Source organism: Acuticoccus sp. MNP-M23 (genome assembly GCF_031195445.1).
In the GTDB taxonomy this organism is placed as follows: Bacteria; Pseudomonadota; Alphaproteobacteria; order Rhizobiales; family Amorphaceae; genus Acuticoccus.
The window spans coordinates 1,816,821-1,841,692 of the sequence record NZ_CP133480.1 but is presented as its reverse complement, the minus strand read 5'-3'; the positions used below and the strand labels follow the sequence as shown (position 1 = coordinate 1,841,692).

The window sequence follows — 24,872 nt, the reverse complement described above, 5'->3', positions numbered from 1 at the left end:
CGGAGATTTCATAGATGCAGCGTCAATATTGCTAATAATTTCGTTCCATTCAAAGCTTATTGCGCTGCACTGCTTGGCCACTGGAATTTATACCTCTCATAAGCCCAACCATGGATTGAACGACTTGCGGATAAGCTGAAATTCATAGGCGTTCGGTCTTATTTTTCCTTCATGCGCCCGTTGAAATTGCCAGCATTCGGGCACAGCTGAAGGAGCCAAATTTGAATTTTTCTAATCTAGTTGAATTCGATTGCACGCTATGCAACTGCTCGATTGCTCGCTATCCTCTCGGAAACAGTTACGCAGGATGAAATGCGCCTCACAGAACAGACACGCTACGCCCTTCGCGTACTTGCATATTGTGCAAAGTTTCATCCCGAGATCACGTCCGTCAAAACTGTCGCGGCCGACACCGGGTTGACCGAATTTACAATTTTCAAGCTTTTGAAAAGTGCGACCAAAGCCGGTCTCGTCACTTCCGTTCGCGGGCGCAACGGCGGAATAAGGCTTGCGGCGCCACCCGGTGAGCTGGCCCTTGGCGCCGTGGTCCGGGTGTTCGAGCCGCGCTTTCAGCGTTGCGGTCCCGCCAAGCTCATGGCCAGCCACGAGCTGAAATCCGACGCTGTGGACCGGAAGCTCAATCAGGCCCTCGGCATGGGTTTCGCCGCCTTCCTGGACACTCTGGATGCGATGACGGTTGAAGACCTCCTGACCGAAGATCCCGTCGCACCGTTTTTCGCGATCGACGACCGTCCCGCACCGACGCAGCTGATGATGCGCGGCTGACTGGAACGTCAGCAGCAGCCCTTTTCGCCAGAGCCATGGCGCTGTACGTTGGCGCGAGGGGATCGCGAGGCTAGCGGGTGCGTGTCGATTATCTCGGGCTAGAAGCCTTTGTTTCCATCGCCGAGCGCGGCAGCTTCCAGCGGGCCGCCGATGCGCTCAGCCTGTCACAAACCGCGCTCAGCCACCGTATCCGCAAGATCGAGAGCGAGCTTGGCGTCCAGCTCCTGGAACGCAACAGCCGCGAAGTCTCCCTGACCCGCGCCGGCCAGACCCTCCTCCCGCAAGTCAAGACACTGCTTGAGGGTCTGCAGGGCGCCTACGCCGATGTCGCCGCCCAAGGGCGCGCCCGCCGCCGGCGGATCGTGTTTGCCTGCCTTCCCACCCTCGCCAACTCGCTGTTGCCCGATGTGCTGGCGCGGTTTGCCGACTCGCATCCCGAAACGTCCATTCTTCTGAATGACATGCCGGTCCAGCACATCTTCGATGCGGTGATCGCCGGCAATGTGGAATTCGGCATCACCGTCGTTTCGGCCGACACGTCCGACTGCGAGATCCGCCCGATCTATGATGAGCCGTACATGCTGCTGGTGCCGGCGGACCACCCGATTGCCGCTCGCGCCGACGTGGTCCCGGCGGATCTTGAGGGCAAGGTGATGGTCCGCATCACCTCCCAGTCGAAGAACCGGCAGCTGGTCGACGACGGGCTCGGCGAACACCGGGACCGGATCGTGTGGCGCTACGAGGTGCGCAACGCCGTCACCGCCATGAGCCTGGTGCGCGCCGGCGCGGCGTTCACCATCCTGCCGCGGATGGCGACGTCCCTCGCGCCGGACGGGCTGGTTGCACTGCCGTTCCGCGGACCGGGCCTGACGCGGACCCTCGGCGTTGCAACCCGCCGCGGCGTGCCTGTGGGCGAACCGGCTGCCACCCTCCTGGCCATGATTGAAGCGCAGCTGGCCAGCGCGCCGGGTGGCGCGACGCAATCGCCCGGGTTCAGCGCGCCGCCAGAACGGACGGATTGATCACCGACCGCGGCTCGCCATTGGCGAACGCATTCACCAATGCGTAAATGTCGGCGAACTGCCGATCAAGCTCGTCCTCGGTGACAAAACCGATGTGCGGCGTGGCGATGATTTTCGGATGCGACAGCACCGGATCGGACGGGTCGGTCACCGGTTCGCCGTCCAGAACATCGATGGCCGCGCCGCCCGGGCGGCCGGCATCCAGCGCTGCCACAAGCGCGCCCGGCGCAATCAGTCCCGCGCGCGCCGTGTTGATCAGCACCGCATCGCTGCGCATGGCGGCAAGGTCTTCGGCCGTGACGGCGTGCCGCGTCTCCGGCACCAGCCGCTGGTGGAGTGATACGAAATCCGGTTCTGCAAAGAATGCGGTGCGGCTGGCGGCAACGGTCTCGCCGGCAGCCGCTGCCCGTGCGCGCCCGTCTGGCGAGCCCCAGACCACCACGTTCATGCCGAAGGCGCGGGCGTAGTCAGCCACCATGCGCGCGAGCCGTCCATAACCAAGGAGCCCCAGCGTGCGTCCCTTGAGGGTGCGGCCCACGCCGGACTGCCAGTGCCCCGCCCGCGCCGACGCAATCTGCGCCGGCAACTGCCGTGCAGCGGCCAAAATCAACGCAAAGGTCAGCTCCGCTGCGGCGACCGACGGCCCTCCCTCGCCCTTCTCGGACGCAAACGCGATGCCGGCCGCCGTCAACGCCTCGACATCTACGTGCGGATGACCGCCGCGCATGGCGATGAGCTTCACCGTCGTCAGGAGACCTGCGAGTTCGGCGGTGACGGGCGTGCGTTCGCGAAACAGGATCACCGCCTCGGCACCATCCAGCCGCTTGGCCAGCACCGCCGGCTCCGGCTGATGGTCGGTCCAGACGGTGACATCGTGCCCGGCCAGCGCCTCGAAGCTCGGCAGATTGCGCAGAGTGTCGAAATAATCGTCGAGAATGTGAACCTTCACCTGAAGCGCTCCCACGGCACAGCCTGTTCGACACCCGCGTGCCCGTGCGGATGGGCGCGCCGGATCACCGGCGACGCGATCTTGTCGCAGACGTGAAAATCCCACAATGCCGGGCCGCTGCCGGCGCCGAACGCCTCCACCAGTCCCGCCACATCGTCCAGCGCGCTCACCTTCCGCCCGTCGATGCCAAAGCCGCGCGCGATGGCGCCAAGGTCCGGATAGCCGAACACCGCGCCAGCATCGCTGATGCCTTCGGATCGGAGCTTGTGGATCTCGGACCCATAGGCGCCGTCGTTCAGCACGCAGATAGCGATGTCGAGCTTGTGGCGGCGGATGGTTTCCAGCTCCTGCACATTCATGAGCAGACTGCCGTCGCCGTCGAACAACACGACCTTGCGGCCGGGCCGCGCCGCTGCAACGCCCATGGCATAGGCGAGCCCGTTCCCGATGGCACCGAACTCGCGGATGGTGTGGAAGTGCGCCACCGGCCGGTGCGGCATCTGCGCAAAGTAGAAAGAGCAGTGGCCGGACGAGTTCACGCACTCCCAGTCCGCCGGAATGGCGGCGTCAAGCGCGGCCACCACGTCCCGCGGGTCGAACGTGCCTTCGGCCGGAGCCGGAAACACCGCCATGTCCGCTGGCGTTTCGGCAATGGCGCGGGCGATGGGCGCCGACCGCCAGACGCGGCCGCCTTCTGCGGGCGTGATGGCCGCCGTCAGCGCCTCCACGCCCACGCGGGCATCGGCGCGGATGTGATCCTGCGCGGCAAGGCGGCCCTGGCTGATGGCCCGGGGGTCGGTGTCGATCTGGAGCACCGCGGCCCTGGGAAAGAGCTTGCCGCCATCGGCGTTGTGGTGGGCGAGAATGGTGCCGGCGGCAATCACCAGATCGGCCTCGGCCAGAAGCTCTCGCGCGACCGTGGTGGAAAAGCCGCCCGCAATTCCAAGCGAGAACGGATCGTCATGGAACAGCCCGCGGGCCGGGAGCGTGGTGGCCAGAAGCCCGCCGGTCTTCTCGGCAAGTGCCCGGCAGGCGGCTCCCGCATCCGCCACAACGGCGCCCCGGCCTGCCATCACCACAATGCGGCTGGCACCATCCACCATGGCGGCGGCGCGCGCCACATCGTCCGGTGCCGGGTGCATCCGGCCGACCCGGGGCATGATCTGGCGCGAGGGGGCGGGCAGCGTGTCCGGGCCGGTCCAGTCGCGGTTCTGAAGGTCGAACGGGACACCGAGCACCACGGGGCGGTTTTCCATGCGCGCCTGCAGGAACGCATCGCGGATTTCGGCGGGCATCCGCTCGGGGTGGTGAAGGGCGCGGTAGGCCGCTCCGGTGGCGGTGATGAACGGGGCCTGGTCGATTGCCTGATTGTACCAGGCCGACTTCAGAGGCGCTTCGCCGGCAAAGACCACCAGCGGAATACCGGCGCGCACCGCGGCTGGCAGCGCGGTGAGGATCTGCGTCAGGCCCGGGCCGCAGGTGACGGTTGCGACACCCGGCGCCCCGGTGGCACGCGCATGCGACATGGCGGCCGACACGGCGTTGTGTTCGTGCCGGACATAGATCATCCGCGCGCCGCGCTCGGCAAGGGAAGTCGCCCAGTTCATGTTGGCGTCGCCGAGGAGGGCGAAGCAGGTGTCGACGCCCTCCTGCCGGAATGCCTCGGCAAGAACGTCGTAGGTTTTCCGCGTGGTCATCAGGTTATCCCTGTGGTCGAGGAAGAGGGGCGGTCTTAGCGTGTGCCGTCCCAGACTGAGGCCGGGACCATCACCTCGCCGCGCGCCAGCATCCGCGCGGTGCGCACCAGCCCGGCCGACTTCAGGGTGAGGCCGTCCGCCCCGTTCTCGAAGTCCACCATCACCTCGATGATGCCGGACGGATGCTCGATCTCGACCAGCTGCGGGGCGGTGCCGGTGAGGCCTTCGGCCATTCCGTCCGCCACGGTGCCCGGGGTGAGGACGCAGGCGGCAAGGCACTGCGCGCCGGTGACGGCCATGGTCGGGTGGCAATTCCACGGCATGAAGTAGCGCGTCAGCACGGTGCCGCCGGCCTTTGGCGGTGCAACGAGGCCGATTTTCGGCGTGACGGACTTGGTGACATCGCCCATCCCCATCCGCTTGCCGGCTTCGATCCGGATCGGCTCGATCCGCTCGTAGAAGGCGCGGTTGGCGTCAAGCTCAGCCGCCGTTTCCAGCCCGGTGAGGCCGAGGTCGGCGGCCCGCGCGATCATCAGCGGCATCGCAACGTCGATGCAGGTGACCTCAAGGCCGTCGATGGTGTCGATCAGGTTGCCTGTGGGGAGGAGTGCGCCGGTGGAGGACCCCACTGTGTCGAGGAAGTTGAGCGCGACGGGGGCCGCCGTGCCGGGGACGCCGGCAATCTCGGTGTCGCCCTCGTACTCGACCACGCCGCCGGGCGTCTTCACGATGGCCTCGATCCGCGCGCCGGTGTTGACGGCGTAAATGCGCACCCGCGTCTCCCCGTCCGTCGCGCGGACCATCCCCTTCTCGATCGCGGCGGGGCCGACGGCAGACAGGATGTTGCCGCAGGTGGGCTTGTAGTCCACCAGCCGCTCGGCAACGGCCACCTGCGCAAAGAAATAGTCCACGTCGCAATCGTCACGCGCGGACGGGCTCAGCATCGCGACCTTGGTGGTGACGGCAGTGCCGCCGCCGATCCCGTCAATATTCCAGGTGTGGCCGGCGCCAACCACCGCCATCAGGACTTCGGACAGGCGATCACGGTCTTCCGGCAGGTCAGCACGGTCGAAGTAGGGCCCGCGCGAGGAGCCGCCGCGCATGAAGTGAAACGGTATTCCGGTCTGGGTCATGTGAAGGGCCACGGCAATTTGAAGAATTCCTGAAGGAGCCCGGGCGGAAAGTCGCGGCCAAGCGTGCCGCCGAGGAAGCAGATGAGGCCGACGCCGGCGCTGGTCAGCACGATGGTGCGCAGCCACCCGACCCGCGCACGGACCCGCAGGAACGAAACGAAGAAGATGCCGAGCGCCAGAATGAAGCCGAGCAACGCGGAAAGGCCGAGCAGGAGGCCAAGCCACCCCAGCGTCGACCACAGCCCGTGCTGCGCGTTGCCGTCTTCGTTGCCTTTTTCGAGGTCGGCGAAAATGGGGTTGGTTTCCGGCGCCTTCATCATGCGCAGGATCAGTACGAGGCAGCCGATCAGGGTGACGATGCCCACCGTGACGGGGAAGATCTTGTCGCCCAGCCGCGTGATGGACGCCGCATCGAAGGTGGCGATTGCCACGTAGGCGGTGACGACGAGCAGGAACACGAACGGTGCGCGCTTGCCGCCGGTGGGCGCGTCGCCCTGGGTGAGGATCTGCTTGCCCTGCCGCACGCCGACAATGACGGACACCACGGTCAGGACGAGGATCGTCACGCTGATGGGCGTGAAGATGTAGCTGAGGCCGGCTTCCATGCTGCGATTGAAGCGGGACGTTGCGATCTGGTTTGCCATGTTGGCGAAGGATTCCGCCTGGCTGGACAGGACAAATCCGATCAGGAACGCCGGGCGGGACCACTCGAACCGGCGCAGAAGGATGCCGAGCACGCCGACGCCGATCAGCGCCGCGAGGTCGCCCAGCGACTGGCGCGACTGGAACGCCGCAAACGCGATCACCATGAACAGGAACGGCGCGACCAGCGTGAAGCGGATGGTGGTGAGCTTTGCGATGGGGCCCGACATGAGGATGCACAGGCCGGCACCCACCACGTTGGCGAGCGCAAGGCTCCACACGATGGTGTAGGTGAGATCGAGGTTGTTGCGGACCATGTGGGGGCCGGGGTCGTAACCGAGCAGCGCGAGGCCGCCCAGGAACACCGCCATGGAGCCGGAACCCGGAATGCCGAAGATCAGCGTCGGCACCAGGCCGCCGCCTTCCTTGGCGTTGTTGGAGCTCTCCGGCCCGATCACGCCGCGAATGTCGCCCGAACCGAAGTTCGACTTGTCCTTGGAGGACTGGACGGTGAAGCCGTAGGCAATCCAGTCGACAACCGAGCCGCCAAGGCCCGGAATGACGCCGACCAGCACGCCGATGGCCGAGCACTTCACCGACAGCCATATGTTGTGCCACCAGTCCGCAAGGCCGTGCAGCCAGCCCTTGCCGAGGCCGCCGGTCTTGGAGATGGCCCGGTCCTGGCGCAGCAGCGACACGATTTCCGGCACCGCGAAGATGCCGAGGCCGACGATCACCAGCGAAAAACCGTCGAGCAGATACGGGACGTCGTAACTTGCCATGCGCAGCGAACCGCCGGCGCCCGCCTCGCCGATGGTGCCGACCAGAAGGCCGAGGCCCGCGGCAACGACCCCCTTCATGGGCAGCCGGCCGGCGAGGATCGCGACCATGGAAAGGCCGAGGACCGTCACCATCAGCATTTCGGGCAGGCCGAATGCGAGGATCATCGGCCGCGCGATGAGAATGAAGACGGTGAGGATGATGGCGCCGAGGATGCCGCCGAACAGCGACGAAGCGAACGCTGCGGACAATGCCCGCGCCGCCTCGCCCTTCTTGGCCAGCGGAAACCCGTCGAGCACGGTGGCCTGCGATGCGGTAGAGCCTGGAATGCCCAGGAGCACCGAGGCGAAGGTATCGGACGTCGGCACCACCGCAATGAGGCCGACCATGAGGGCCAGGCCCGAGACCGGGTCCATGCCGAACATGAACGGCAGGACGAGAGACAGGCCGGCGATGCCGCCAAGGCCGGGAAACACCCCCACCGAAAGGCCGAGCAACACGCCGATCACCAGGAAGAGGAGCTGCTCAGGGCGAAGAATGAGCACCCAGGCCTCGCCGAGGGCGGCGACTGCGGACGTGACGAGGTCCATTTCGATCCAATCAGGCTTCTTGGCGAAAACGCCCCCCGCCAGAGGCGGGAGGCGCAGAAACGTCTTTGTTCAGGCGATCAGGGGTCAGTCGAGGCTGACGCCGTAGTCTTCGAGGAGCCAGTCCTTGACCCACTTCTTGGCTTCCGGCGACACGTTGGTGGCCAGTTCTGCCGCATTCTTCGCACCGGGGCCCGTCAGCTGCGGGTAGTTGCCGAGCGTTGCTTCCTTCTGCGTCTGGAAGTCGTCGCGGGCGATCACTTCCTTCAGTGCAGCCGTGTAGGTGTCGACGATGTTCTGCGGCGTGTCCTGATGCACGAACACCATCTTCTGGGCGGGGAAGCCGGCGATGAAGAACGCCTTCCAGGCATCCCAGCCCGGACCGGACGTTTCGCAGCCCTCGGTCGCCTCGCAGACTTCCTTGAAGGTCGGCATGTCGGGGAAGGTCGGATCGCGCACGATGTTGCCGTCGTCGTCCAGCGAACCCCAGCTCATCATCGGAACCGCAAGGCCTTCCTCAACCATCGGCGTGACCGAACGGATGTAGGCAGGCGAGGTCTGGTAGTCGATGTTGGCTTCGCCGCGCTCGAACATCAGGCGGCCATCGCCGCGGCCTTCGACGCCGAACACCGGGTCAACCGTGAGACCGAGGAGCTTCCAGGCCAGCAGCGGCACGAGATCGAGCGTGGTGGCGCCCTGGCTGCCGTAGAGGAAGTTGTAGTCCTTCAGGTCATCGGCATCGCCATCGAAATTGGCGGCAATGTCGGGCGGAAGATACGCCACGCCGCCAACGCCGGACGCGAGCACGGGGGTCCACTTCTTGTAATCGTAACGCACGCGCGGATCGTCGAGCAGATACGGGAACTGCGTCGAGCCGGACGTGCCGAAGATCAGCGTGCCGTCGGTCACGTCCTGTTCGGCGAACCAGTTGGCGCCCGACGTGGAGCCGGCGCCCGGACGGTAGCGGACCACCACGGTGGGGCTGCCCGGCAGCGCATCGTGCAGGAACGGCGCGTAGAAGTTGGCCCAGCGCGAAGAACCGCCGGACTCAGAGAACGGGATTACGTATTCGATCGTATCGCCCGAGAAATCAACGTCCTGCGCAGCAGCCGGCATAGACATTGCACACGCTGCAAGTGCAGTGGTGGCGAGCGCCATGATTCTGGTGCGGATGTGGTGTGTTCCCATGTGGAAACGGCCTCCCTTAATCCATTGTTTTCCGACCGGATTTGTAGACCCGGACAGTCCCGATGCTGGCGAGCGGCAATTGCAGTGCTCACGGCATCGAGTATTAGGGCTAAGGTGACACGGGCGCGGAAGCGGCAGCAAACGCGTTTTCGGCATCGAACCATGCACGAAATTCATGCTGCACCGCAAAACGGACGCGCTATTCATGTGAAGCTTGCGTTCAGGACAGGCCCGCCGGTGGCGCGGCCCTGTCCGCTCAGGTCTTGGGGCGGACCTTGAGCAGCCGGGCCACAAGGGGCGCACCGGTAATCACGAACAGCACCCGGATCACGTGGTGCATGATGACGAAGCCGAGGTCGGCCCCGGCAACAATGGCAAGCACTGTCATCTCCGCCTGTCCGCCGGGGGCGAAGGCAAGGAAGCCCTCCACCGCGTGCCCCGCCTCGAAATACACCACAGCCTCGGTGAACACCGCAGCCAGTGCCGCCAGGATCAGCACGTAGACGAAGCCCGCCACCACATCCCGGCGGATTTCGGGGAGCGTGACGCCGACATAGTTCACGCCGATGCCCATGCCGATGAAGAATTGCGCGACGAGGATCGCCTCCGCCGGCGGGCGGGAGTGGATGAAACCCATCAGCGAGAAGGCCGCCGTCAGGATCAGCGGGCCGAGGATCGACGCGCCGAACAGGCCCAGCCGCTCGCCGCCCTTCCAGCCGACCACGGCCAGCAACACCATCAGCCCCATCTGCCATAGCGGCAGCTCGGACGCAGGGGCGCCGATGGGATTATCGAGCGCCACATCGAACCCGTAGATCATGATGATCGGCGCAAGCGTCACGATGATGAGGACGCGGGTGGCATGGATCAGCGCCAGTGCGCGCACGTCCCCGCCCGCTTCGGTGCCGAAGATCACCATGTCCTGCAGGCCGCCGGGCATTGCGGCGTAATAGGACGTCACGAAGTCGAACTTGCAGACCTTGTAGAAGTAGGGAACGCCGATGAGGCCGATCACCGAAATGTAGATCGGGATCAGCGCCACCGACGCCATCATCCGCGGCAGCTCGTGCAGCACGGCGGGCGTGATTGCGGCGCCGATGGCAACGCCCAGAATGGTCCGCGCGCCGACCGCAACCTGGCCGACGCCCTTCAGCGGCACACCGGCGACGGCGGCGATGATGCAGGCGAACAGCGGCCCGAACAGGAATGGCAGCGGCATGTTGAGGGCTGAAAGCAGCGCCGTGCCGAGGATCGCCAGCGTCAGCGTCAGCACCCGGCGCTGCCAGGTGTTCAGGCCGCTCAGGATTTGCCGCTTGGCACCGACCGGGACATTGCTGCGGGGCGCGCCATCACGCATCGCATCAAGCTCCAGCGTGCTGGGCTCGGCGCCGGGCTCCGGTGGTTTTTCGTTTGATTGACGACCCATGCATCCCGTTGTATACGGCTGTGCACCAGATGGGAAGAGGCCGACGGACCATAAATGCCGACCGACCGCACACCCTCCTCCCTTCAGGGCGAGGACGCCTACAACAAGCTTCTGGGTGAAATCCGCACCGGTGCCCTCGGCCCGGGCGCCCGGCTGACCGAGACCGACCTTGCACGCCGCCTCAACATTTCCCGCACGCCCGTGCGCGAGGCGATCAGGCAGCTTGAGGCGGACGGGCTCGTCATCCACCAGCCGCGCGTCGGCGCCACCATCCGCACGCTCGACTATTCGGAGGTGATGGAGCTTTACGAGATGCGCACGGTCCTGGAGGGGACGGCCGCAAGGCTTGCCGCCCGCAGCGCCTCGGAAATGGAGGTCGCGGAGCTTGCCGCCATCAACGACGAGATGCGCGCACCCGGCCTCACCGGTCAGCGCCTCTTCGTTCTCAACCAGCAATTCCACCTCACGATGCTGGATGCGGCGCGCAACCGCTACCTTTCGCGCTCGGTTCACGCCCTGCAGAAGACACTTCTCATCCTCGGCCCCTCCACGCTGGAGGAAGCCAGCCGCGCGTCCGAAGTGGTCGGCGAACACGACACCGTGCTGGATGCACTGCGCGCCCGCGATGGCCTCGCCGCCGAAGCGCTGATGCGCAAGCACATCGAAGCCTCACACAGAGCGCGGCTTCGCCAGCTGCGTCTGCGCAACGAGAAGAATGAGCAATGAGCACGCCCAGAGAACTTGCCGCAACCCACTGGGACCTTGTGGTTGTCGGCGGCGGCAACGCGGCACTGTGCGCGGCCATCGAGGCGGCGGAGCAGGGCGCCAGCGTCGTCATCCTGGAGGGAGCGCCGGAACCCTATCGCGGCGGCAACTCGCGCCATACGCGCAACTTCCGCTGCATGCACCACGCCCCCCTCTCGGTGCTGACCGATGCCTACGAGGAGGACGAATATTATGACGACCTCCTCCGCGTCACCAAAGGCGAGACCGACGAGCACCTCGCCCGGATGACGATCCGCGCCTCGGAAGAGTGCCTGCCCTGGATGGAGGCCCACGGCGTGCGCTTCCAGCCCTCGCTGTCCGGCACGCTCTCCCTGTCGCGCACCAACGCGTTTTTCCTCGGCGGCGGCAAGGCTCTGGTGAATGCCTACTACAACACCGCCGAAGACCTCGGCATCCGCGTCGCCTACGAGGCGCAGGTGACCCACGTCGCCATGAACGGCACCCGCTTCGAGGCGGTGGAGGCCGACATTGGCGGCGAGCACGTCACCATCGCCGGGCGCGCCGTGGTGCTGGCCTCGGGCGGGTTCCAGGGCGACATCGAGTGGCTGGCCCGCGCATGGGGGCCGGCAGCGCGCAACTTCCTCATCCGCGGCACGCCCTACAACAAGGGCGTCGTCCTGAAGGACATGCTCGACCAGGGCGCCGAGAGCGTCGGCGACCCCACCCAGTGCCACGCCGTTGCGATCGACGGCCGCGCCCCCAAGTTCGACGGCGGCATCGCCACAAGGCTCGACTGCGTGCCGTTCTCGGTGGTGGTCAACAACATGGGCGAGCGGTTTTACGACGAGGGCGAGGATGTCTGGCCCAAGCGCTACGCCATCTGGGGCCGGCTCGTCGCCGCACAGCCCGAGCAGGTTGCCTATTCAGTGATCGACGCCAAATCCATCGACCTCTTCATGCCGTCCCTCTACCCGCCCGAAACCGCCGACACCATCGAGGGCCTCGGCCAGAAGCTCGGCATCCCCGGCACCGTTTTCCGCAACACGGTGGAGGCGTTCAACGCCGCCTGCCAGCCCGGCACCTTCTCCCACAACGCGCTCGACGGCCTTTCCACCAGCGGCATCGCCCCGGAAAAGACCAACTGGGCCCGCCCGCTCGATACGCCGCCCTTCTACGGCTACAGCCTGCGCCCCGGTGTCACCTTCACCTATCTGGGCCTGAAGGTGGACGATGGCGCGCGTGTCAGCGGCACCACCGGCCTTTTCGACAATGTCTGGTGCGCCGGCGAAATGATGGCCGGCTCCATCCTGGGCCAGGGCTATCTTGCCGGCTTCGGCATGACCATCGGCACCGTGTTCGGCCGCAAGGCCGGGCAGGGCGTCGCCGCGTACCTCAACGGAAATCACAACAATGCCCGCTGAAGCCATGGACGTCGCCCTCCAAACTTCCCCGCACGACCTTGGCCTCGGCACCACCGGCGAGGCCCGCCGGCAGATCGAGGTGTGCAATGCCTGCCGCTACTGCGAAGGCTTCTGCGCGGTCTTCCCCGCCATCACCCAGCAAAAGGTGTTCACGGACGGGGACGTGACGCAGCTCGCCAACCTTTGCCACAACTGCCGCGGCTGCTTTTATTCGTGCCAGTACACCGCGCCGCACGAATTTGCGCTGAACCTGCCCAAGGCTTTGGCCGAAGAGCGCGCCGAAAGCTGGGAGCGCTTTGCGTGGCCGGGCGTGTTCGGCGGCCTCTTCCAGCGCCACGGCGTTGCGGTCGCCGCCGCGCTGATTGCCGCGCTGGCGGCGATGTTTGCGGTGGTCTCCGCCGCCCGCCCCGCCGGCGGCGACGGTTTTTACGCCTACCTGTCACACGCCGGCATGGTGGCGATCTTCGCGCCTGCGTTCTTGCTGCCGGTCCTTGCCATCGCCATCGGCCTTCGCCGCTACTGGGCGCATGTGGGCGGCGCGCCGGTCACCTGGCGGGCGCTCGTCGATGCGTTCGGCTCGGCAGGCCGCATGAAGAACCTTGCCGGCGGGCAGGGCCAGGGCTGCAACTTCGAGAAGGGCGACCGCTACTCCAACGCCCGCCGCCACTGCCACCAGTCGGTCATGTACGGCTTCCTGCTGTGCTTCGCCTCCACCAGCTCGGCCACCCTGCTGCACTACGTCTTCGGCCTCGAAGCGCCGTACGACTTCATTTCGCTGCCGAAGCTTCTCGGCGTACCTGGCGGGCTGTTGCTGGTTGCCGGCGGCATCGGCCTTGCGGTGCTGAAGACCAGGGCGGACCCGGCGCTGTCCGCAGCACGCCTGTGGGGCGGGGAAATGGCGTTCGTCCTGCTGCTGGTCGCAACCGGCCTCACCGGGCTTTTGCTCTACGCCGCCACAGGCACCGCTGCCGTGCCCGCGCTGCTGGCGGTCCACCTCGGCGCCGTGCTCACCCTCTTCCTGCTGGCCCCCTATTCCAAGATGGTGCACGGCTTCTACCGCCTCGCCGCCCTCACCCGCGACGCACAGCTGAGGCAGACCCGATGAGCGGCCCGACCCTCCTCCTCCTCGATGGCGACGGCATCGGCCCCGAAATCGTCGCCGCCACGCGCCATGTCCTGGAGACCGCCAACGCCGCGTTCGCCCTCGGCCTCACCTTCACCACCGCCACCATCGGCTTCGACGCGCTGAAGGAAAGCGGCACCACCATTCCGGACGCGGTGGTCGAAGCGGCACTGGCGGCAGATGGCGTGGTCCTCGGCCCGGTCTCCCACAACGACTATCCGCCGGTGGCCGAAGGCGGCCTCAACCCCTCCGGCACCCTGCGCAAGAAGCTGGACCTTTACGCCAACATCCGCCCCGCAAAAACGCCGCCGGGCGTGGATGCGACGCCGGTGGACCTCGTCACCGTGCGCGAAAACACCGAAGGCTTTTACGCCGACCGCAACATGGCGGAGGGGCCGGGCGAGTTCATGCCCGAGCCGGGCATTGCGCTCGCAATCCGCAAGATCACGTCACGCGCCTCGCGCCGCATCGCCGACGCTGCCTTTCGCCTCGCCGAAACCCGCGGCGCCAAACACGTCACCGCCGTCCACAAGGCCAACGTCCTGCGCCTGTCCGACGGCGTGTTTCTCGCCGAAACCCGCGCCGTTGCGGCCGAGCACCCCGGCATCCGCTACGACGAGGTGCTGATCGACGCGATGGCCGCCCATCTGGTGCGCGACGCCTCACGCTACGACGTCATCGTCACCACCAACATGTACGGCGACATCCTGTCCGACCTTGCGGCAGAACTCTCCGGCAGCCTTGGCCTCGCCGCCTCGCTCAACGCTGGCGAGACCCACGCCATGGCACAGGCCCAGCACGGCTCGGCCCCCGATATTGCGGGCAAGGGCCTCGCCAACCCCGCCTCCCTCATCGGCTCCGCCGCCATGCTCCTCCACTGGCTGGCCGAACGGCGCGGATCGGATGCTCTGGCGGCGGCCGCAAGGGCGGTCGACGACGGGCTCGCCGCCGCCTTGGCGGACGCATCCTCTCGCACGCCGGACCTTGGCGGCACGGCCGGCACGATGGACTGCGCGGCAACCGTTGCCGCCCGTATTCTGGCGGCCGGCAAGGCACACGCCGAATAGCCCATCCGCCGCAATCGCCGGTAATTGGCGCTGACGCCAGACCGTCCGGATGCAGAAAATGAATAGAACGGCAACGGTTTCGCATTCGCCGCTAGGCCTGCGGGAGCCTACCTTTCGCGCTGAAGCCGACCCGCCGGCAAACCCGGCGCGCCGAGAGCCGCGGACAACCGTGCGCCAAGACAAATCGACCCGAGGAGAACGCCCATGGCCGACAAGACAGCCCTGGTGATCAGCGCCCATTCCGCAGACTTCGTCTGGCGTTGCGGCGGCGCGATCGCCCTCCACGCCGCCAGGGGCTACGACGTGACGGTCGCCTGCCTCTCCTATGGCGAGCGCGGCGAGAGCGCCAAGCTGTGGAAGAACGAGGGGATGACGCTGGACCGCGTGAAGACCGAACGCCGCGCCGAGGCCGAGAACGCCGCCGAGGCGCTGGGCGTCGCCGACATCCAGTTCTTCGACCTTGGCGACTACCCGCTCGACCTCGACCGCGATGCCAAGTTCCGCATCGTAGACCTCATCCGCAAGGTGCAGCCCGCCTTCATGATGAGCCACTCCAAGTACGACCCCTACAACACCGACCATATGTACGCGACCGAGATTGCGCTGGAGACGCGGATGATCGCGCAGGCGTGGGGCCACAACCCCGGCGAGAAGGTGCTCGGCGCGCCGCAGCTCTACCTCTTCGAGCCGCACCAGACCGAGCAGATGGGCTGGAAGCCCGACGTCTTCCTCGACATCTCGCCGGTGTGGGAGAAAAAGCGCGCCGCCATCGAGTGCATGAAGGGCCAGGAGCACCTCTGGGCCTACTACACCAACGTCGCCGAAAACCGCGGCAACCACTTCCGCCGCAACTCCGGCGGCCAGTCCGGCGGTCGCGCCGCCACCCATGCGGAAGGCTTCCAGTCGGTCTTCCCGCGCTGCGTGGATGAACTTTGATGCACAAGGTCGTCCAGAACATCACCCGCGCCGACCCCACGCTGATCGCCAAGCTGGGCGCAGCCGGTGTCGCCACCGTGCACGAGGCGCAGGGCCGCACCGGCCTGATGGCGGCGAAGATGCGGCCGATCTATCCGGGCGCAGCGCTGGCAGGCTCCGCCGTCACGATCTCGGCGCCCCCCGGCGACAACTGGATGGTCCACGTCGCCATCGAGCAGCTGCAGGACGGTGACGTTCTGGTCCTTGCCCCCACCTCCCCCTCGACCGACGGCTATTTCGGCGATCTCCTCGCCACCTCCGCCCGCGCCCGCGGCTGCCGCGGCCTGATCATCGACGCCGGCGTGCGCGACGTGAAGGACCTTGCCGCCATGCACTTCCCCGTATGGTCCGCCGCAATCCACGCGCAGGGCACGGTGAAGGAAACGCTGGGTTCCGTGAACGTCCCCGTCGTGTGCGCCGGCGCGCTGGTGAACCCCGGCGACATCATCATCGCCGATGACGACGGCGTCTGCGTCGTCCCGCACGACACGGTGTTCGCAGTGGTGGAAGCCGCCGAAAAGCGTCTTGCCGCCGAGGAGGACAAGCGCCAGCGCCTCGCCGCCGGCGAGCTGGGGCTCGACATCTACGGCATGCGCGGACGGCTTGCCGAAAAGGGCCTCGTTTATGAGTGAGGGCGTGCGCGCCATGTGGATGCGCGGCGGCACATCCAAGGGCGGCTATTTCCTGGCGGACGAGCTGCCAGCGGACCGCGACGCCTTCCTGCTCGCCGCCATGGGCTCGCCGGATGCGCGCCAGATCGACGGCATGGGCGGCGCCGACCCGCTGACCTCCAAGGTGGCGGTTGTAAAGCGGTCAGAGCGGTCGGGCGTCGACGTCGACTACCTGTTCCTGCAGGTGTTCGTGGACAAGCCCGTTGTCACCGACGCGCAGAACTGCGGCAACATCCTCGCCGGCGTCGGCCCGTTCGCCATCGAGCGCGGGCTGATTGCGGCGTCGGACGGCGAAACCCGCGTCACCATCTACATGGAAAACACCGGGCAGACGGCGGTTGCCACCGTCGCCACCCCCGGTGGCCGCGTGACCTACACGGGCGACGCCCGGATCGACGGCGTGCCCGGCACGTCCGCGCCCATCCGCATCGCCTTTCGCGACACCGCCGGCTCCTCCTGCGGCGCGCTCCTGCCCACAGGCAACACCGTCGACAGCATCGACGGCATTGCCTGCACGCTGATCGACAACGGGATGCCCTGCGTCGTCATGCGCGCCGACGCCCTCGGCATCACCGGCACGGAAAACCCCTCCGACCTCGAAGCCAATGCCCCCTTGCGCGAGAAGCTGGAGGCCATTCGCCTGAAGGCCGGCCCGCTGATGAACCTTGGCGACGTTACCGATTCCAGCGTGCCGAAGATGACAATGGTCAGCGCCGCGCAGGATGGCGGCGCGGTCTCCACCCGCACATTCATCCCGCACCGCTGCCACAAGGCAATTGGCGTGCTGGGCGCTGTCAGCGTCGCCACCGCGTGCCTGTTGCCGGATGGTCCCGCCGCCGAAGTCGCCAAAATTCCTGCCGGAATGCAAAAAACCCTTTCCGTGGAGCATCCCACGGGCGAAATGACGGTGCTCGCCACCCTCGACGGCGGCGAGGTCACCGAAACCGCGATCCTGCGGACAGCACGAAAACTGTTCGACGGCACGATCTACTAGGGCGCATCACCAGCGCCTGACGACTGGGAGACTCCACATGCGCATTGCCTTCATCGGCTACGGAGAGGCCGCGCGCGCCTTCCGCAAGTCCCTCGGCGAGACGAACGGTGCATTCCGCTTCGCCGCCTACGACATCAAGGGCACGCCGGAGATGGCCGCCGCGATGGAGGCCGATGGCACCGCCCGCGGCGCGACTGTCGCCGAAGCCATCGACGGCGCGGACTGGATCTTCTCCGCCGTGACCGCCGACCAGAGCTACATTGCCGCCGAAGCCGCCCTCCCGCACCTCACCCAGGGCCAGGTTTTCATCGACATCAACTCCGTCTCCCCCCAGCGCAAGCGCGACACCGCCGCCGCCGTGGAAGCGCGCGAGGCCGTCTACCTCGACATGGCGGTGATGTCCCCGGTCCACCCGAACGGCCATGCCTCGCCGGTCCTCCTCGCCGGTCCCGCCGCCGAACGCCTTGCCGCTGAGATGAAGCCTCTCGGATTCACGTTCGAGGTTGCCGGCAACGCCACCGGCGAAGCAACCGCGGTGAAAATGGTGCGCTCCCTGTTCGTGAAGGGCCTCGAAGCCATCACTGTCGAAGCGCTGCTTGCTGCCTCGGCCTCCGGCTGCTTCGACCGCGTGCTGGAATCCCTCTCCAAGAGCTTCCCCGGCCTCGGCTGGCCCGAGCACGCCTCCTATTATTTCGAGCGCACCCTCCACCACGGCACCCGCCGTGCCGCCGAGATGGAAGAAAGCGCCGCCACGCTGAACGAGCTGGGGCTGGAAGGCGGCCTCGCCGCCCGCATCGCCGCGGTGCAGCGCAAGATGGGCGCAATGGAGGCGACAGACCTTCCCGAGGGGCCTCTGGCCGACGGGATCGCTGCAATTCTTGCGGCGCGGCTGGCGCAGTAGGGTCGGCTGTTCTTGCAACATGGCCGGAGAGGCCATGCCGCAATGTCGATGAAGAGAAGGCTCGCCTCCGGCGGGTCTTCCACCGCAGCAGGCAAGAAAAGAAGCCGCCCGCGTCAGGCGCCCTCTTCGCTTTTCAGGTGAAGTAGAGGCGGGTCGGGTTGGTGACGAGGAGCTTCTGGCGCAGCGCCTCCGTGGGGGCGATCACCGGGATGCGGTCGACCAGCAAGCCATCGTCGGGCTGGTGGCTCTTCATGTTGGGGTGCGGCCAGTCGGTGCCCCACAGGACGCGGTCGGAGAACTGCTCCACCAGCGTGCGCGCGAACGGGGCGACATCGTAGTAGGGCGGGCCGGCCTTGGTCAGCCGCTCGGGGCAGCCGACCTTCACCCAGAATTTCTCGTTCTCCATCAGGCCGCAGAATGCCTGGAAGCCCGGCGCCTCGATGCCGCCCGCAATGTCCGGGCGCCCCATGTGGTCGATCACCACATCGCATGGCAGGGTTTTGAGGAACGGCGCCAGCTCGTCAAAGTCCGGCGCCTCGAAATAGACCACCACATGCCAGCCGAGCTCGGCGACGCGCGCTGCAAGGCGGGCCGAAACGTCCACCGGGTCCGGGTCTACGAGGCGCTTCACGAAGTTGAAGCGCACGCCGCGCACGCCCTTTTCGTTCATGTTGGCAAGCGCTGCGTCGCTGATGGCGGGGTCGACCACCGCAACGCCGCGGCACCCTGCGGGATCGGCAACCAGCACGTCCAGCATTGCCGCATTGTCCCGGCCGTGGCAGCTGGCCTGCACCAGCACGTTGCGGGAAAAGCCGAGGTGGCGGCGCAGCGCGAACAGTTTCGCCTTGCCGGCATCCGACGGCGTGTATTTCCGCTCCGGCGCGTAGGGAAACTCATTGCCGGGGCCGAAGACGTGGCAGTGCGCATCCACCGCGCCTTCGGGGGGCCGATAATCCGGCACGCGGGGGGACGGGTGCCAGGTGGGGGGATCAATCTGCATTGGATTTCCGCAGCAAGAGGACAAGGCCGGCAATCATCGCAAGGCCGGCCGCTTCGGCAGCAAGGCTGAGCGCCGAGCCCACCGGCAGCACCAGCGCGGCGGCAAGAAGCCCCGCCGCCACCCAGAGTGACAGGATCTCGGCCAGCGAAAGCCGGCGGACGAGCCAGCCCGTCATCGCAACGCCTGCGGCAAACACGCCGCCGAACGCCGCCGCGCACGCTAGCGCAATGCCCCACGGCGTGCCGATGAGCAAAAGCTCGGGCGCATATACGAACAGGAACGGCGCAACCACCTTCACGAAGCCGAGCCGGATTGCCTCGACGGCAGTCTCGTTGGGGTCCGATCCCGCGATCGACGCCCCCGCATACGCCGCCAGCGCCACCGGCGGCGTGATGGCGGACAGGAGCCCGTAGTAGAAGATGAACATGTGCGCCGCGATCACCGGCAGGCCGAACTTGGTGAGCGCCGGGGCAATCAGGATCGCCAGAAGCAGGTAGGCAGCCGACGTCGGCATCCCGAGACCGAGGACGAAGCTGGCCACCATGGTCAGCACCAGCACCAGGAAGAGGTTGTCGCCGCCCACATCCAATATGAGAGACGACACCTTCAGCGCCATGCCCGTCAGCGTCATCACGCCGATGAGGATGCCGGCCACCGCCACCGCCGCCACCACCGGCAGGCAGTTGCGCAGCGTCTCCATCATCACTTCCAGGAGGCCGACGGGGCCGATCCGCGTTGCCTTGGTGAAGACGGAAACCACCAGCGCGGTGATCACGCACAGCACCGCTGCGGCCGATGGGGTGTACCCCACCACCAGAAACACGATGAGGCCCACCAGCGGGATCAGGAGATAACCGCGCCTGAACAGCACTTCGGAGAGGTTTGGCACCTCGTCCGCCCTGGCGCGGCCAAGGTCGAACTTGCCGGCCTCGGTGCGCACTGCAACCAGCAGCGCAAATACGTAGAGCAGTGCCGGAATGAGGGCGGCTGCGGCAATGACCGCGTAGGGCGTGCGCGTCAGTTCCGCCATCAGGAAGGCGGCGGCGCCCATCACCGGCGGCATGATCTGCCCGGCGGACGAGGCCGCAGCCTCGATGGCACCGGCCACCTTGGGGCGGTAGCCGGTGCGCTTCATCAGGGGAATGGTGAACGTGCCGGTGGTGACCACGCCTGCCACGGCAGAGCCGTTGATGGACGAGAACATGGTCGACGAGATGACCGCCGTCAGCGCCGGACCGCCCTGGACGCGGCCGGTGAGCGCATGGGCCAGGTCCACGAACACTTGCCCCAGCCCGGTGCGCAGAAGGAGCTGCCCGAGCAGCGAGAACAGGAGAATATATTGCGCCGCCACCCCCATGGGCAGGCCGAACAGCCCTTCGGTGCGCAGGAACAGGTTGGACGTGATCCGGCCCAGATCGTACCCAGCATGGCCGTAGACGCCCGGAATGAGGTTGCCGTACAGCGCATAGGCGAGCGCCAGAACGCCCAGCGCCACCATGATCCAGCCGATCAGATAGCGCGCCAGCACCAGCGTTGCGGCGGTGGCGATGACAAACAGCGCAATGTCCGTGCTGTCGGCAATGCCGCCGGAGCGGATGATCGCCATGTAGTTGGTCCACAGGTAGGGACCGGGCACCAGCACCGCGATTGCGAGGAGGTAGAGCACGGCCCGCCAGGGCGCGAAGCCGCGCTTGGCCGCAATGCAGATAAGGCCGGCCGACGCGGTGAGCGAGAAGAATGTGGCGCGCAGGATCAGCGCGGTGATGTCACCGAACCAGCCCGACCAAAGCACCAGAGCGGCCGCCGAAGTGGCGAGCAGCGCCAGCGCACAGGTTGCGAGGCGGTGCTCCCATACCGGCATGACGCCACGGGGCAGGATGGTCCAGAACGTGGCGGCGTCCGGCTCGGCGGCCGGCGCGTCGTCAGGCAGCGGCTCGGAGAAGCCGCCGCCCGCCTTATTATTGCGCGTCGAAATAGCGTTTAGCTCCAGCGTGGAGGGCGATCGGCGTCTTCGAAGCGCCGGCAATATTGATGGCCGATGCGGCCGGGTGGACGCCCTGCAGCGTTTCGAGGTTGTCGAACAGGGTGGCGGTGATGTCGTGCACCAGCGCCTCGTCGGCATCGGCCGCAACGAACAGGATGGCGGGATCGCCGATCGCCTGCACCGGCGCGTCCTGGCCCTCATAGGTCCCGGCTGCAATTTCGGTCAGCGCGTAGAACGGATAGGATTCCAGCATTCCCGACACGTCAGCCTCGGTGACGGGCAGGAGGACCACATCTTCCGTGGTGAAGAGTTCGATGAAAGCCGCGGCGGGGGTGCCGGCAAGGATCATCGTGCCTTCGAGCTGGCCATTCTTCAGCGCCTGCGTGGCTTCGCCGTAGGACAGGAACGACACGTTGGACATGTTGAACGCGTCGTACGCCGTCAGAAGCCGCTCCGACAGGACCGACGAGTTGGAGCCCGGCGGGCCGACGGAAATGTCGAGGTCCGCAAGATCGGCAATTGATGCAGCGCCGCTGTCCTTGGTGGCAGCAACCTGGAGGACGGCCGGGTAAAGGGCGGCAATGGCAGCCACGTTCTGCGGCTCGCCGTCGAACGCCCCTTCGCCGTTCTTGCCTTCATACAGCGTGGAGGCGGAGGAGAAGCCGATGGTCATCTGCCCGGCCGACACCCGCCGGATGTTCTCGATGGAGGCGCCGGTGACTTCCGCGTTGGCGGTGGCCCCTTCCATGTTGTTGCTCAGAATTTCCGCCATGCCGGCGCCGATGGCGTAAAACACGCCGCCCGTGCCGCCGGTGCCGATGGAAACGCGCTCCTGGGCGTGCGCACCGGCGCCAGCCGCCAGAACCAGCGCGCCCGCGAGGGCCAGAGTTCGCATCATAATCGCTCTCCCTATTCATATCGCCCCGCCTGATTAGACTCAGCCGACGGAGCGTCACAGAATGATAATCGTTCAGGCGGCGGAAAAGGCCAATTCGAAAGGAACCTTTGCGCGCCCGCTCCTATTCGAAACACGCATTGAGGGCCAATCCATGGACGATGCGGACGGGCTGCCGAAAGTGGCACATCTGCGCGGCGTGGTCGCCATCGCGGCGTTCGGCACGGTGTCGCGCGCGGCACGGGAGGTCGCGCTGTCACAGCCGGCGCTGACGCAGGGGCTGGCGCGGGTGGAGGCGCTGGCCGGCGTTGCGCTGTTCACCCGCGCCCAGCGCGGACTGGTGCTGACCGATCCCGGCCGGGCCTTCATCGTCCGCACCCGCCGCGGGCTCGACCTTCTGGCCCGCGGCGCACAGTCGGCCGGGCGCGCCAACCTCGACCGGATTGCCTCCATCAGCCAGTATCGCGCGCTGATTGCCGTGGTGGAAACCGGGGGATTCCGCCCCGCCGCCACCACGCTGGGGCGAGAAGCCTCCACCATTGGCAGGGCCTGCCGCACGCTGGAACGCGTCGCCGGGGTGCCCCTGTTCGAGCAGACCTCGGCGGGCCTGCGCCCCACGCGGCAGGCAGATGCGCTGGCGCGCCACAGCAAGCTTGCCATGGCCGAATTCCGGCAGGCTCTGGACGATGCGTCGGGCTGGCGCGGACGCGTGGTGGGTCGCCTTGCCATCGGCTGCCTGCCGCTGGCGCAAGCCTCCATCGTCCCCGCTGCCCTGACCCGCTTTGCCGCCGACTTTCCCGCCGTTGCGCCCAAGGTGGTGGACGGCACCTATGCCAGCCTCGCCCGCGCGCTCCTGCGCGGTGACATCGACGTGATTGTCGGTGCGCTGCGGGCTGACGATCTTCCCGACGGATTGGTTCAGACCGAACTCTTCAGCGCCCCGCTCTCGGTGGTGGCCGACCCCCACCACCCGCTGGCGAACCTTGGCGCGGTGTCTGCCGAAATGCTGGCGCAATACCCCTGGATCGCGCCCCGCGCCGGTGCCCCCGCGCGCGCCTATTTCGAGACGATGCACCGCAGCCTCGCCGTGCCCGACCATGTGCCCCGCCCAATCGAGACCGGCGCGCACAGCGTGATGATCGGCCTGCTGCATGGCTCCGACCGCCTCACGATCATCAGTGACATGCAGGTGGAGCGGGAGCTCTCGACGGGTGCGTTATCGCGGGTGGGTCCGCCGCTGCCGCACAGCCTGCGCCCCATCGGCACCACTGTCCGCGCCGATTTCCTGCCCTCGGCGCCGCACCTGCGTTTTCTTGAAATCCTGCGCGACGAAGCCCGCGGCCCGAAGCGCGGCTGAACGGGCCTCAGAACGCAGAAAAGCCGCCAGGACGGCGGCTTTTCTGACATTCAATCTGCGCAGGAATGACTGGTTGCGGGGGTAGGATTTGAACCTACGACCTTCAGGTTATGAGTTAGCTTCAGCCCGTTTTCGCCACCTTATCCGTCTCTACGCTAGCACCACCGACTGCCAGATAATGCTCTGTTCTAATTGACGTATTTAGGTCGTCGATCTACGACGTCTTACGAAAGCAAACGCTACCGTTTTCTCCCAAACGATTCCGATTTGATTCCGGAGATTCCGGCCTTCATGAGGCACTCTATGGCAAAGATCACCAAACGTTCCGTCGATGCCGCGGTCCCTGGGGACAAGGAGTTCTTCGTTTGGGACGACGAGTTGAGGGGCTTCGGGCTGCGAGTCTATCCGTCCGGTCGCAAGATGTACCTGGCGCAATACAGGGCCGGGGGACGGATGCGTCGCGTCAATATCGGTCTTCATGGCGCCCTCACCCCCGCTCTCGCGCGCACTGAGGCGATGAAGCATCTTTCGCAGGTGCGCCTTAGCGGCGATCCGGCAAATGACCGGGATCGCCGCAAGGCATCGCCCACGATGAAGGAGTTCGGCAAGCGTTTCCTCGCCGAGCATGTTGCGCTTCACTGCAAGCCGTCGACCTACGGCGAATACAAGCGATCGGTCGAGTTGTTCATCAACCCAAAGCTGGGGTCACACCGCATCATCGACATCACGCGCGCCGATGTGGTCGGGCTCCACCAGTCCATGAAGAACATTCCCTACCAGGCGAACCGGACGCTCGGTGTGCTCTCCATCATGTTTACCGTGGCCCACACCTGGGGCGTGCGAACCGATGGCATGAACCCGTGCTGGAAGGTGAAGCGATACAAGGAGGCCAAACGCGAGCGCTATCTGACACCGGATGAACTCGCCCGGCTTGGCAAGGTGCTACGTGAGGTCGACGAGGAGCCCGAAGCCACCAACTGCATCCGCCTTCTTTTGCTGACCGGATGCCGGCTAGGGGAAATTCAGACCCTCAAATGGGACCATGTCGACTTGAAAGCCGGCGTGCTTCGCCTGCCCAATTCCAAAACGGGCGCGAAGCTGGTGCCAATCGGTACGGCGGTCATCGAGGTATTGAAATCTATTCCCAAGGTGAAGAACAATCCCTACGTCATCACTGGCAGGATCGAAGGGCAACACCTGACCGACATGCAGAAGCCTTGGCGCCGGCTACGTAAGCGTGCGGAACTGGACGGTCTACGTATTCACGATCTGCGTCATTCCTTTGCATCAGATGCTCTGCAGCTCGGTCATGACCTGACGATGATCGGAAAGCTACTCGGTCACACGCAGGTGCAGACCACAGCGCGCTATGCACATCTCAAGACCGATCCAATTCGGAAAGCGGCGGACGAGGTCTCATCGGGCATCGCCTCCGCTTTGGCTATGTCACCAAAAGGAAAGCTGTAGACTGCGGCTGGCAGCGTTCGATGTAGCCGGAGTCGATATAAAGCGCCGATATTGGCGCGCTTCGTTCAGTGAATTCGCGCG

Annotated in this window: 21 protein-coding genes; 12 read left to right on the top strand and 9 right to left on the bottom strand. The window is 66.3% G+C overall.

The window, feature by feature from the left end:
• Positions 1-273 precede the first annotated feature (273 nt).
• Together RDV64_RS08750 and RDV64_RS08745 are read left to right on the top strand one after the other, a co-directional pair.
• Positions 274-786, top strand: a complete 513-nt coding sequence (locus RDV64_RS08750) for an Rrf2 family transcriptional regulator (protein WP_309198892.1) — start codon at positions 274-276, stop codon at positions 784-786.
• A gap of 77 nt (positions 787-863) precedes the next feature.
• Positions 864-1,808 carry a LysR family transcriptional regulator gene (locus RDV64_RS08745; RefSeq protein WP_309198891.1) on the top strand — a complete coding sequence of 315 codons (945 nt, stop codon included), beginning with the start codon at positions 864-866 and terminating at the stop codon, positions 1,806-1,808.
• Here the strand turns inward: RDV64_RS08745 and RDV64_RS08740 are convergent.
• The 6 genes from RDV64_RS08740 to RDV64_RS08715 form a co-directional block, all read right to left on the bottom strand.
• The gene (locus tag RDV64_RS08740) at positions 1,780-2,757 is read right to left on the bottom strand and encodes a D-2-hydroxyacid dehydrogenase family protein (RefSeq protein ID WP_309198890.1); all 978 of its coding nucleotides are present in this window, start codon (positions 2,755-2,757) and stop codon (positions 1,780-1,782) included. The two genes, RDV64_RS08745 and RDV64_RS08740, sit on opposite strands and share 29 nt — an antisense overlap.
• On the bottom strand, positions 2,754-4,454 hold the full coding sequence (locus RDV64_RS08735; RefSeq protein WP_309198889.1) for a thiamine pyrophosphate-binding protein: 1,701 nt from the start codon (positions 4,452-4,454) through the stop codon (positions 2,754-2,756). Before RDV64_RS08735 ends, RDV64_RS08740 begins: the two co-directional genes overlap by 4 nt.
• A 35-nt stretch (positions 4,455-4,489) precedes the next feature.
• The gene (locus RDV64_RS08730) at positions 4,490-5,587 is read right to left on the bottom strand and encodes a 4-oxalomesaconate tautomerase (protein ID WP_309198888.1); all 1,098 of its coding nucleotides are present in this window, start codon (positions 5,585-5,587) and stop codon (positions 4,490-4,492) included.
• Positions 5,584-7,599: a tripartite tricarboxylate transporter permease gene (locus tag RDV64_RS08725; protein WP_309198887.1), complete on the bottom strand. Its 2,016-nt coding sequence runs from the start codon at positions 7,597-7,599 to the stop codon at positions 5,584-5,586. The genes RDV64_RS08730 and RDV64_RS08725 overlap by 4 nt, the downstream gene beginning before the upstream one ends.
• Before the next feature lie 84 nt (positions 7,600-7,683).
• Entirely contained in the window at positions 7,684-8,784 is a 1,101-nt protein-coding gene (locus tag RDV64_RS08720; RefSeq protein ID WP_309198886.1) for a tricarboxylate transporter, read from the bottom strand.
• A gap of 256 nt (positions 8,785-9,040) precedes the next feature.
• Positions 9,041-10,210 carry an AbrB family transcriptional regulator gene (locus RDV64_RS08715; RefSeq protein WP_309198885.1) on the bottom strand — a complete coding sequence of 390 codons (1,170 nt, stop codon included), beginning with the start codon at positions 10,208-10,210 and terminating at the stop codon, positions 9,041-9,043.
• 54 nt (positions 10,211-10,264) lie between these two features.
• Here RDV64_RS08715 and RDV64_RS08710 point away from each other — a divergent pair, with 54 nt between their 5' ends.
• From RDV64_RS08710 to RDV64_RS08675, 8 genes are all read left to right on the top strand, one after another.
• Positions 10,265-10,936, top strand: a complete 672-nt coding sequence (locus RDV64_RS08710; protein WP_309198884.1) for a GntR family transcriptional regulator — start codon at positions 10,265-10,267, stop codon at positions 10,934-10,936.
• Entirely contained in the window at positions 10,933-12,357 is a 1,425-nt protein-coding gene (gene tcuA, locus RDV64_RS08705; protein ID WP_309198883.1) for an FAD-dependent tricarballylate dehydrogenase TcuA, read from the top strand. The genes RDV64_RS08710 and tcuA overlap by 4 nt, the downstream gene beginning before the upstream one ends.
• Positions 12,347-13,462, top strand: a complete 1,116-nt coding sequence (gene tcuB / locus RDV64_RS08700; RefSeq protein ID WP_309198882.1) for a tricarballylate utilization 4Fe-4S protein TcuB — start codon at positions 12,347-12,349, stop codon at positions 13,460-13,462. The genes tcuA and tcuB overlap by 11 nt, the downstream gene beginning before the upstream one ends.
• On the top strand, positions 13,459-14,547 hold the full coding sequence (locus RDV64_RS08695) for an isocitrate/isopropylmalate family dehydrogenase (RefSeq protein ID WP_309198881.1): 1,089 nt from the start codon (positions 13,459-13,461) through the stop codon (positions 14,545-14,547). The genes tcuB and RDV64_RS08695 overlap by 4 nt, the downstream gene beginning before the upstream one ends.
• A gap of 204 nt (positions 14,548-14,751) precedes the next feature.
• Positions 14,752-15,483 (top strand): PIG-L deacetylase family protein, encoded by a 732-nt coding sequence (locus RDV64_RS08690; protein WP_309198880.1) that lies wholly within the window; start codon positions 14,752-14,754, stop codon positions 15,481-15,483.
• The gene (locus tag RDV64_RS08685; RefSeq protein WP_309198879.1) at positions 15,483-16,154 is read left to right on the top strand and encodes a 4-carboxy-4-hydroxy-2-oxoadipate aldolase/oxaloacetate decarboxylase; all 672 of its coding nucleotides are present in this window, start codon (positions 15,483-15,485) and stop codon (positions 16,152-16,154) included. The genes RDV64_RS08690 and RDV64_RS08685 overlap by 1 nt, the downstream gene beginning before the upstream one ends.
• A complete protein-coding gene (locus RDV64_RS08680; RefSeq protein ID WP_309198878.1) occupies positions 16,147-17,187 on the top strand; it encodes a 4-oxalomesaconate tautomerase in 1,041 nt (346 codons plus the stop codon). The genes RDV64_RS08685 and RDV64_RS08680 overlap by 8 nt, the downstream gene beginning before the upstream one ends.
• Before the next feature lie 37 nt (positions 17,188-17,224).
• On the top strand, positions 17,225-18,088 hold the full coding sequence (locus RDV64_RS08675) for a DUF1932 domain-containing protein (RefSeq protein WP_309198877.1): 864 nt from the start codon (positions 17,225-17,227) through the stop codon (positions 18,086-18,088).
• 133 nt (positions 18,089-18,221) lie between these two features.
• On the opposite strand, the gene RDV64_RS08670 is transcribed toward RDV64_RS08675, so the two are convergent.
• Genes RDV64_RS08670 through RDV64_RS08660 form a run of 3 tightly spaced genes read right to left on the bottom strand, consistent with a single transcriptional unit; the run spans position 18,222 to position 21,970 of the window.
• Positions 18,222-19,088 (bottom strand): amidohydrolase family protein, encoded by an 867-nt coding sequence (locus RDV64_RS08670; protein ID WP_309198876.1) that lies wholly within the window; start codon positions 19,086-19,088, stop codon positions 18,222-18,224.
• Positions 19,078-21,114, bottom strand: a complete 2,037-nt coding sequence (locus RDV64_RS08665; protein ID WP_309198875.1) for a TRAP transporter fused permease subunit — start codon at positions 21,112-21,114, stop codon at positions 19,078-19,080. The genes RDV64_RS08670 and RDV64_RS08665 overlap by 11 nt, the downstream gene beginning before the upstream one ends.
• The gene (locus tag RDV64_RS08660; RefSeq protein ID WP_309198874.1) at positions 21,047-21,970 is read right to left on the bottom strand and encodes a TAXI family TRAP transporter solute-binding subunit; all 924 of its coding nucleotides are present in this window, start codon (positions 21,968-21,970) and stop codon (positions 21,047-21,049) included. Before RDV64_RS08660 ends, RDV64_RS08665 begins: the two co-directional genes overlap by 68 nt.
• Before the next feature lie 151 nt (positions 21,971-22,121).
• Here RDV64_RS08660 and RDV64_RS08655 point away from each other — a divergent pair, with 151 nt between their 5' ends.
• Both RDV64_RS08655 and RDV64_RS08650 read left to right on the top strand, forming a co-directional pair.
• Positions 22,122-23,324: a LysR family transcriptional regulator gene (locus RDV64_RS08655; RefSeq protein ID WP_309198873.1), complete on the top strand. Its 1,203-nt coding sequence runs from the start codon at positions 22,122-22,124 to the stop codon at positions 23,322-23,324.
• Between the two features lie 303 nt (positions 23,325-23,627).
• The gene (locus RDV64_RS08650) at positions 23,628-24,791 is read left to right on the top strand and encodes a tyrosine-type recombinase/integrase (protein WP_309198872.1); all 1,164 of its coding nucleotides are present in this window, start codon (positions 23,628-23,630) and stop codon (positions 24,789-24,791) included.
• The last annotated feature ends 81 nt before the right edge of the window (positions 24,792-24,872 follow it).

What these genes read in the sequence shown, in the direction of transcription:
- RDV64_RS08675 (WP_309198877.1), top strand. Translation starts at nt 17,225, where the DNA reads ATGCGCATTGCCTTCATCGGCTACGGAGAGGCCGCGCGCGCCTTCCGC.
- RDV64_RS08650 (WP_309198872.1), top strand. Translation starts at nt 23,628, where the DNA reads ATGGCAAAGATCACCAAACGTTCCGTCGATGCCGCGGTCCCTGGGGAC.
- RDV64_RS08725 (WP_309198887.1), bottom strand. Translation starts at nt 7,599, where the DNA reads ATGGACCTCGTCACGTCCGCAGTCGCCGCCCTCGGCGAGGCCTGGGTG.
- RDV64_RS08730 (WP_309198888.1), bottom strand. Translation starts at nt 5,587, where the DNA reads ATGACCCAGACCGGAATACCGTTTCACTTCATGCGCGGCGGCTCCTCG.
- RDV64_RS08660 (WP_309198874.1), bottom strand. Translation starts at nt 21,970, where the DNA reads ATGATGCGAACTCTGGCCCTCGCGGGCGCGCTGGTTCTGGCGGCTGGC.
- RDV64_RS08735 (WP_309198889.1), bottom strand. Translation starts at nt 4,454, where the DNA reads ATGACCACGCGGAAAACCTACGACGTTCTTGCCGAGGCATTCCGGCAG.
- tcuB (WP_309198882.1), top strand. Translation starts at nt 12,347, where the DNA reads ATGCCCGCTGAAGCCATGGACGTCGCCCTCCAAACTTCCCCGCACGAC.
- RDV64_RS08655 (WP_309198873.1), top strand. Translation starts at nt 22,122, where the DNA reads ATGGACGATGCGGACGGGCTGCCGAAAGTGGCACATCTGCGCGGCGTG.
- RDV64_RS08715 (WP_309198885.1), bottom strand. Translation starts at nt 10,210, where the DNA reads ATGGGTCGTCAATCAAACGAAAAACCACCGGAGCCCGGCGCCGAGCCC.
- RDV64_RS08710 (WP_309198884.1), top strand. Translation starts at nt 10,265, where the DNA reads ATGCCGACCGACCGCACACCCTCCTCCCTTCAGGGCGAGGACGCCTAC.
- RDV64_RS08720 (WP_309198886.1), bottom strand. Translation starts at nt 8,784, where the DNA reads ATGGGAACACACCACATCCGCACCAGAATCATGGCGCTCGCCACCACT.
- RDV64_RS08690 (WP_309198880.1), top strand. Translation starts at nt 14,752, where the DNA reads ATGGCCGACAAGACAGCCCTGGTGATCAGCGCCCATTCCGCAGACTTC.
- RDV64_RS08695 (WP_309198881.1), top strand. Translation starts at nt 13,459, where the DNA reads ATGAGCGGCCCGACCCTCCTCCTCCTCGATGGCGACGGCATCGGCCCC.
- RDV64_RS08670 (WP_309198876.1), bottom strand. Translation starts at nt 19,088, where the DNA reads ATGCAGATTGATCCCCCCACCTGGCACCCGTCCCCCCGCGTGCCGGAT.
- RDV64_RS08680 (WP_309198878.1), top strand. Translation starts at nt 16,147, where the DNA reads ATGAGTGAGGGCGTGCGCGCCATGTGGATGCGCGGCGGCACATCCAAG.
- tcuA (WP_309198883.1), top strand. Translation starts at nt 10,933, where the DNA reads ATGAGCACGCCCAGAGAACTTGCCGCAACCCACTGGGACCTTGTGGTT.
- RDV64_RS08685 (WP_309198879.1), top strand. Translation starts at nt 15,483, where the DNA reads ATGCACAAGGTCGTCCAGAACATCACCCGCGCCGACCCCACGCTGATC.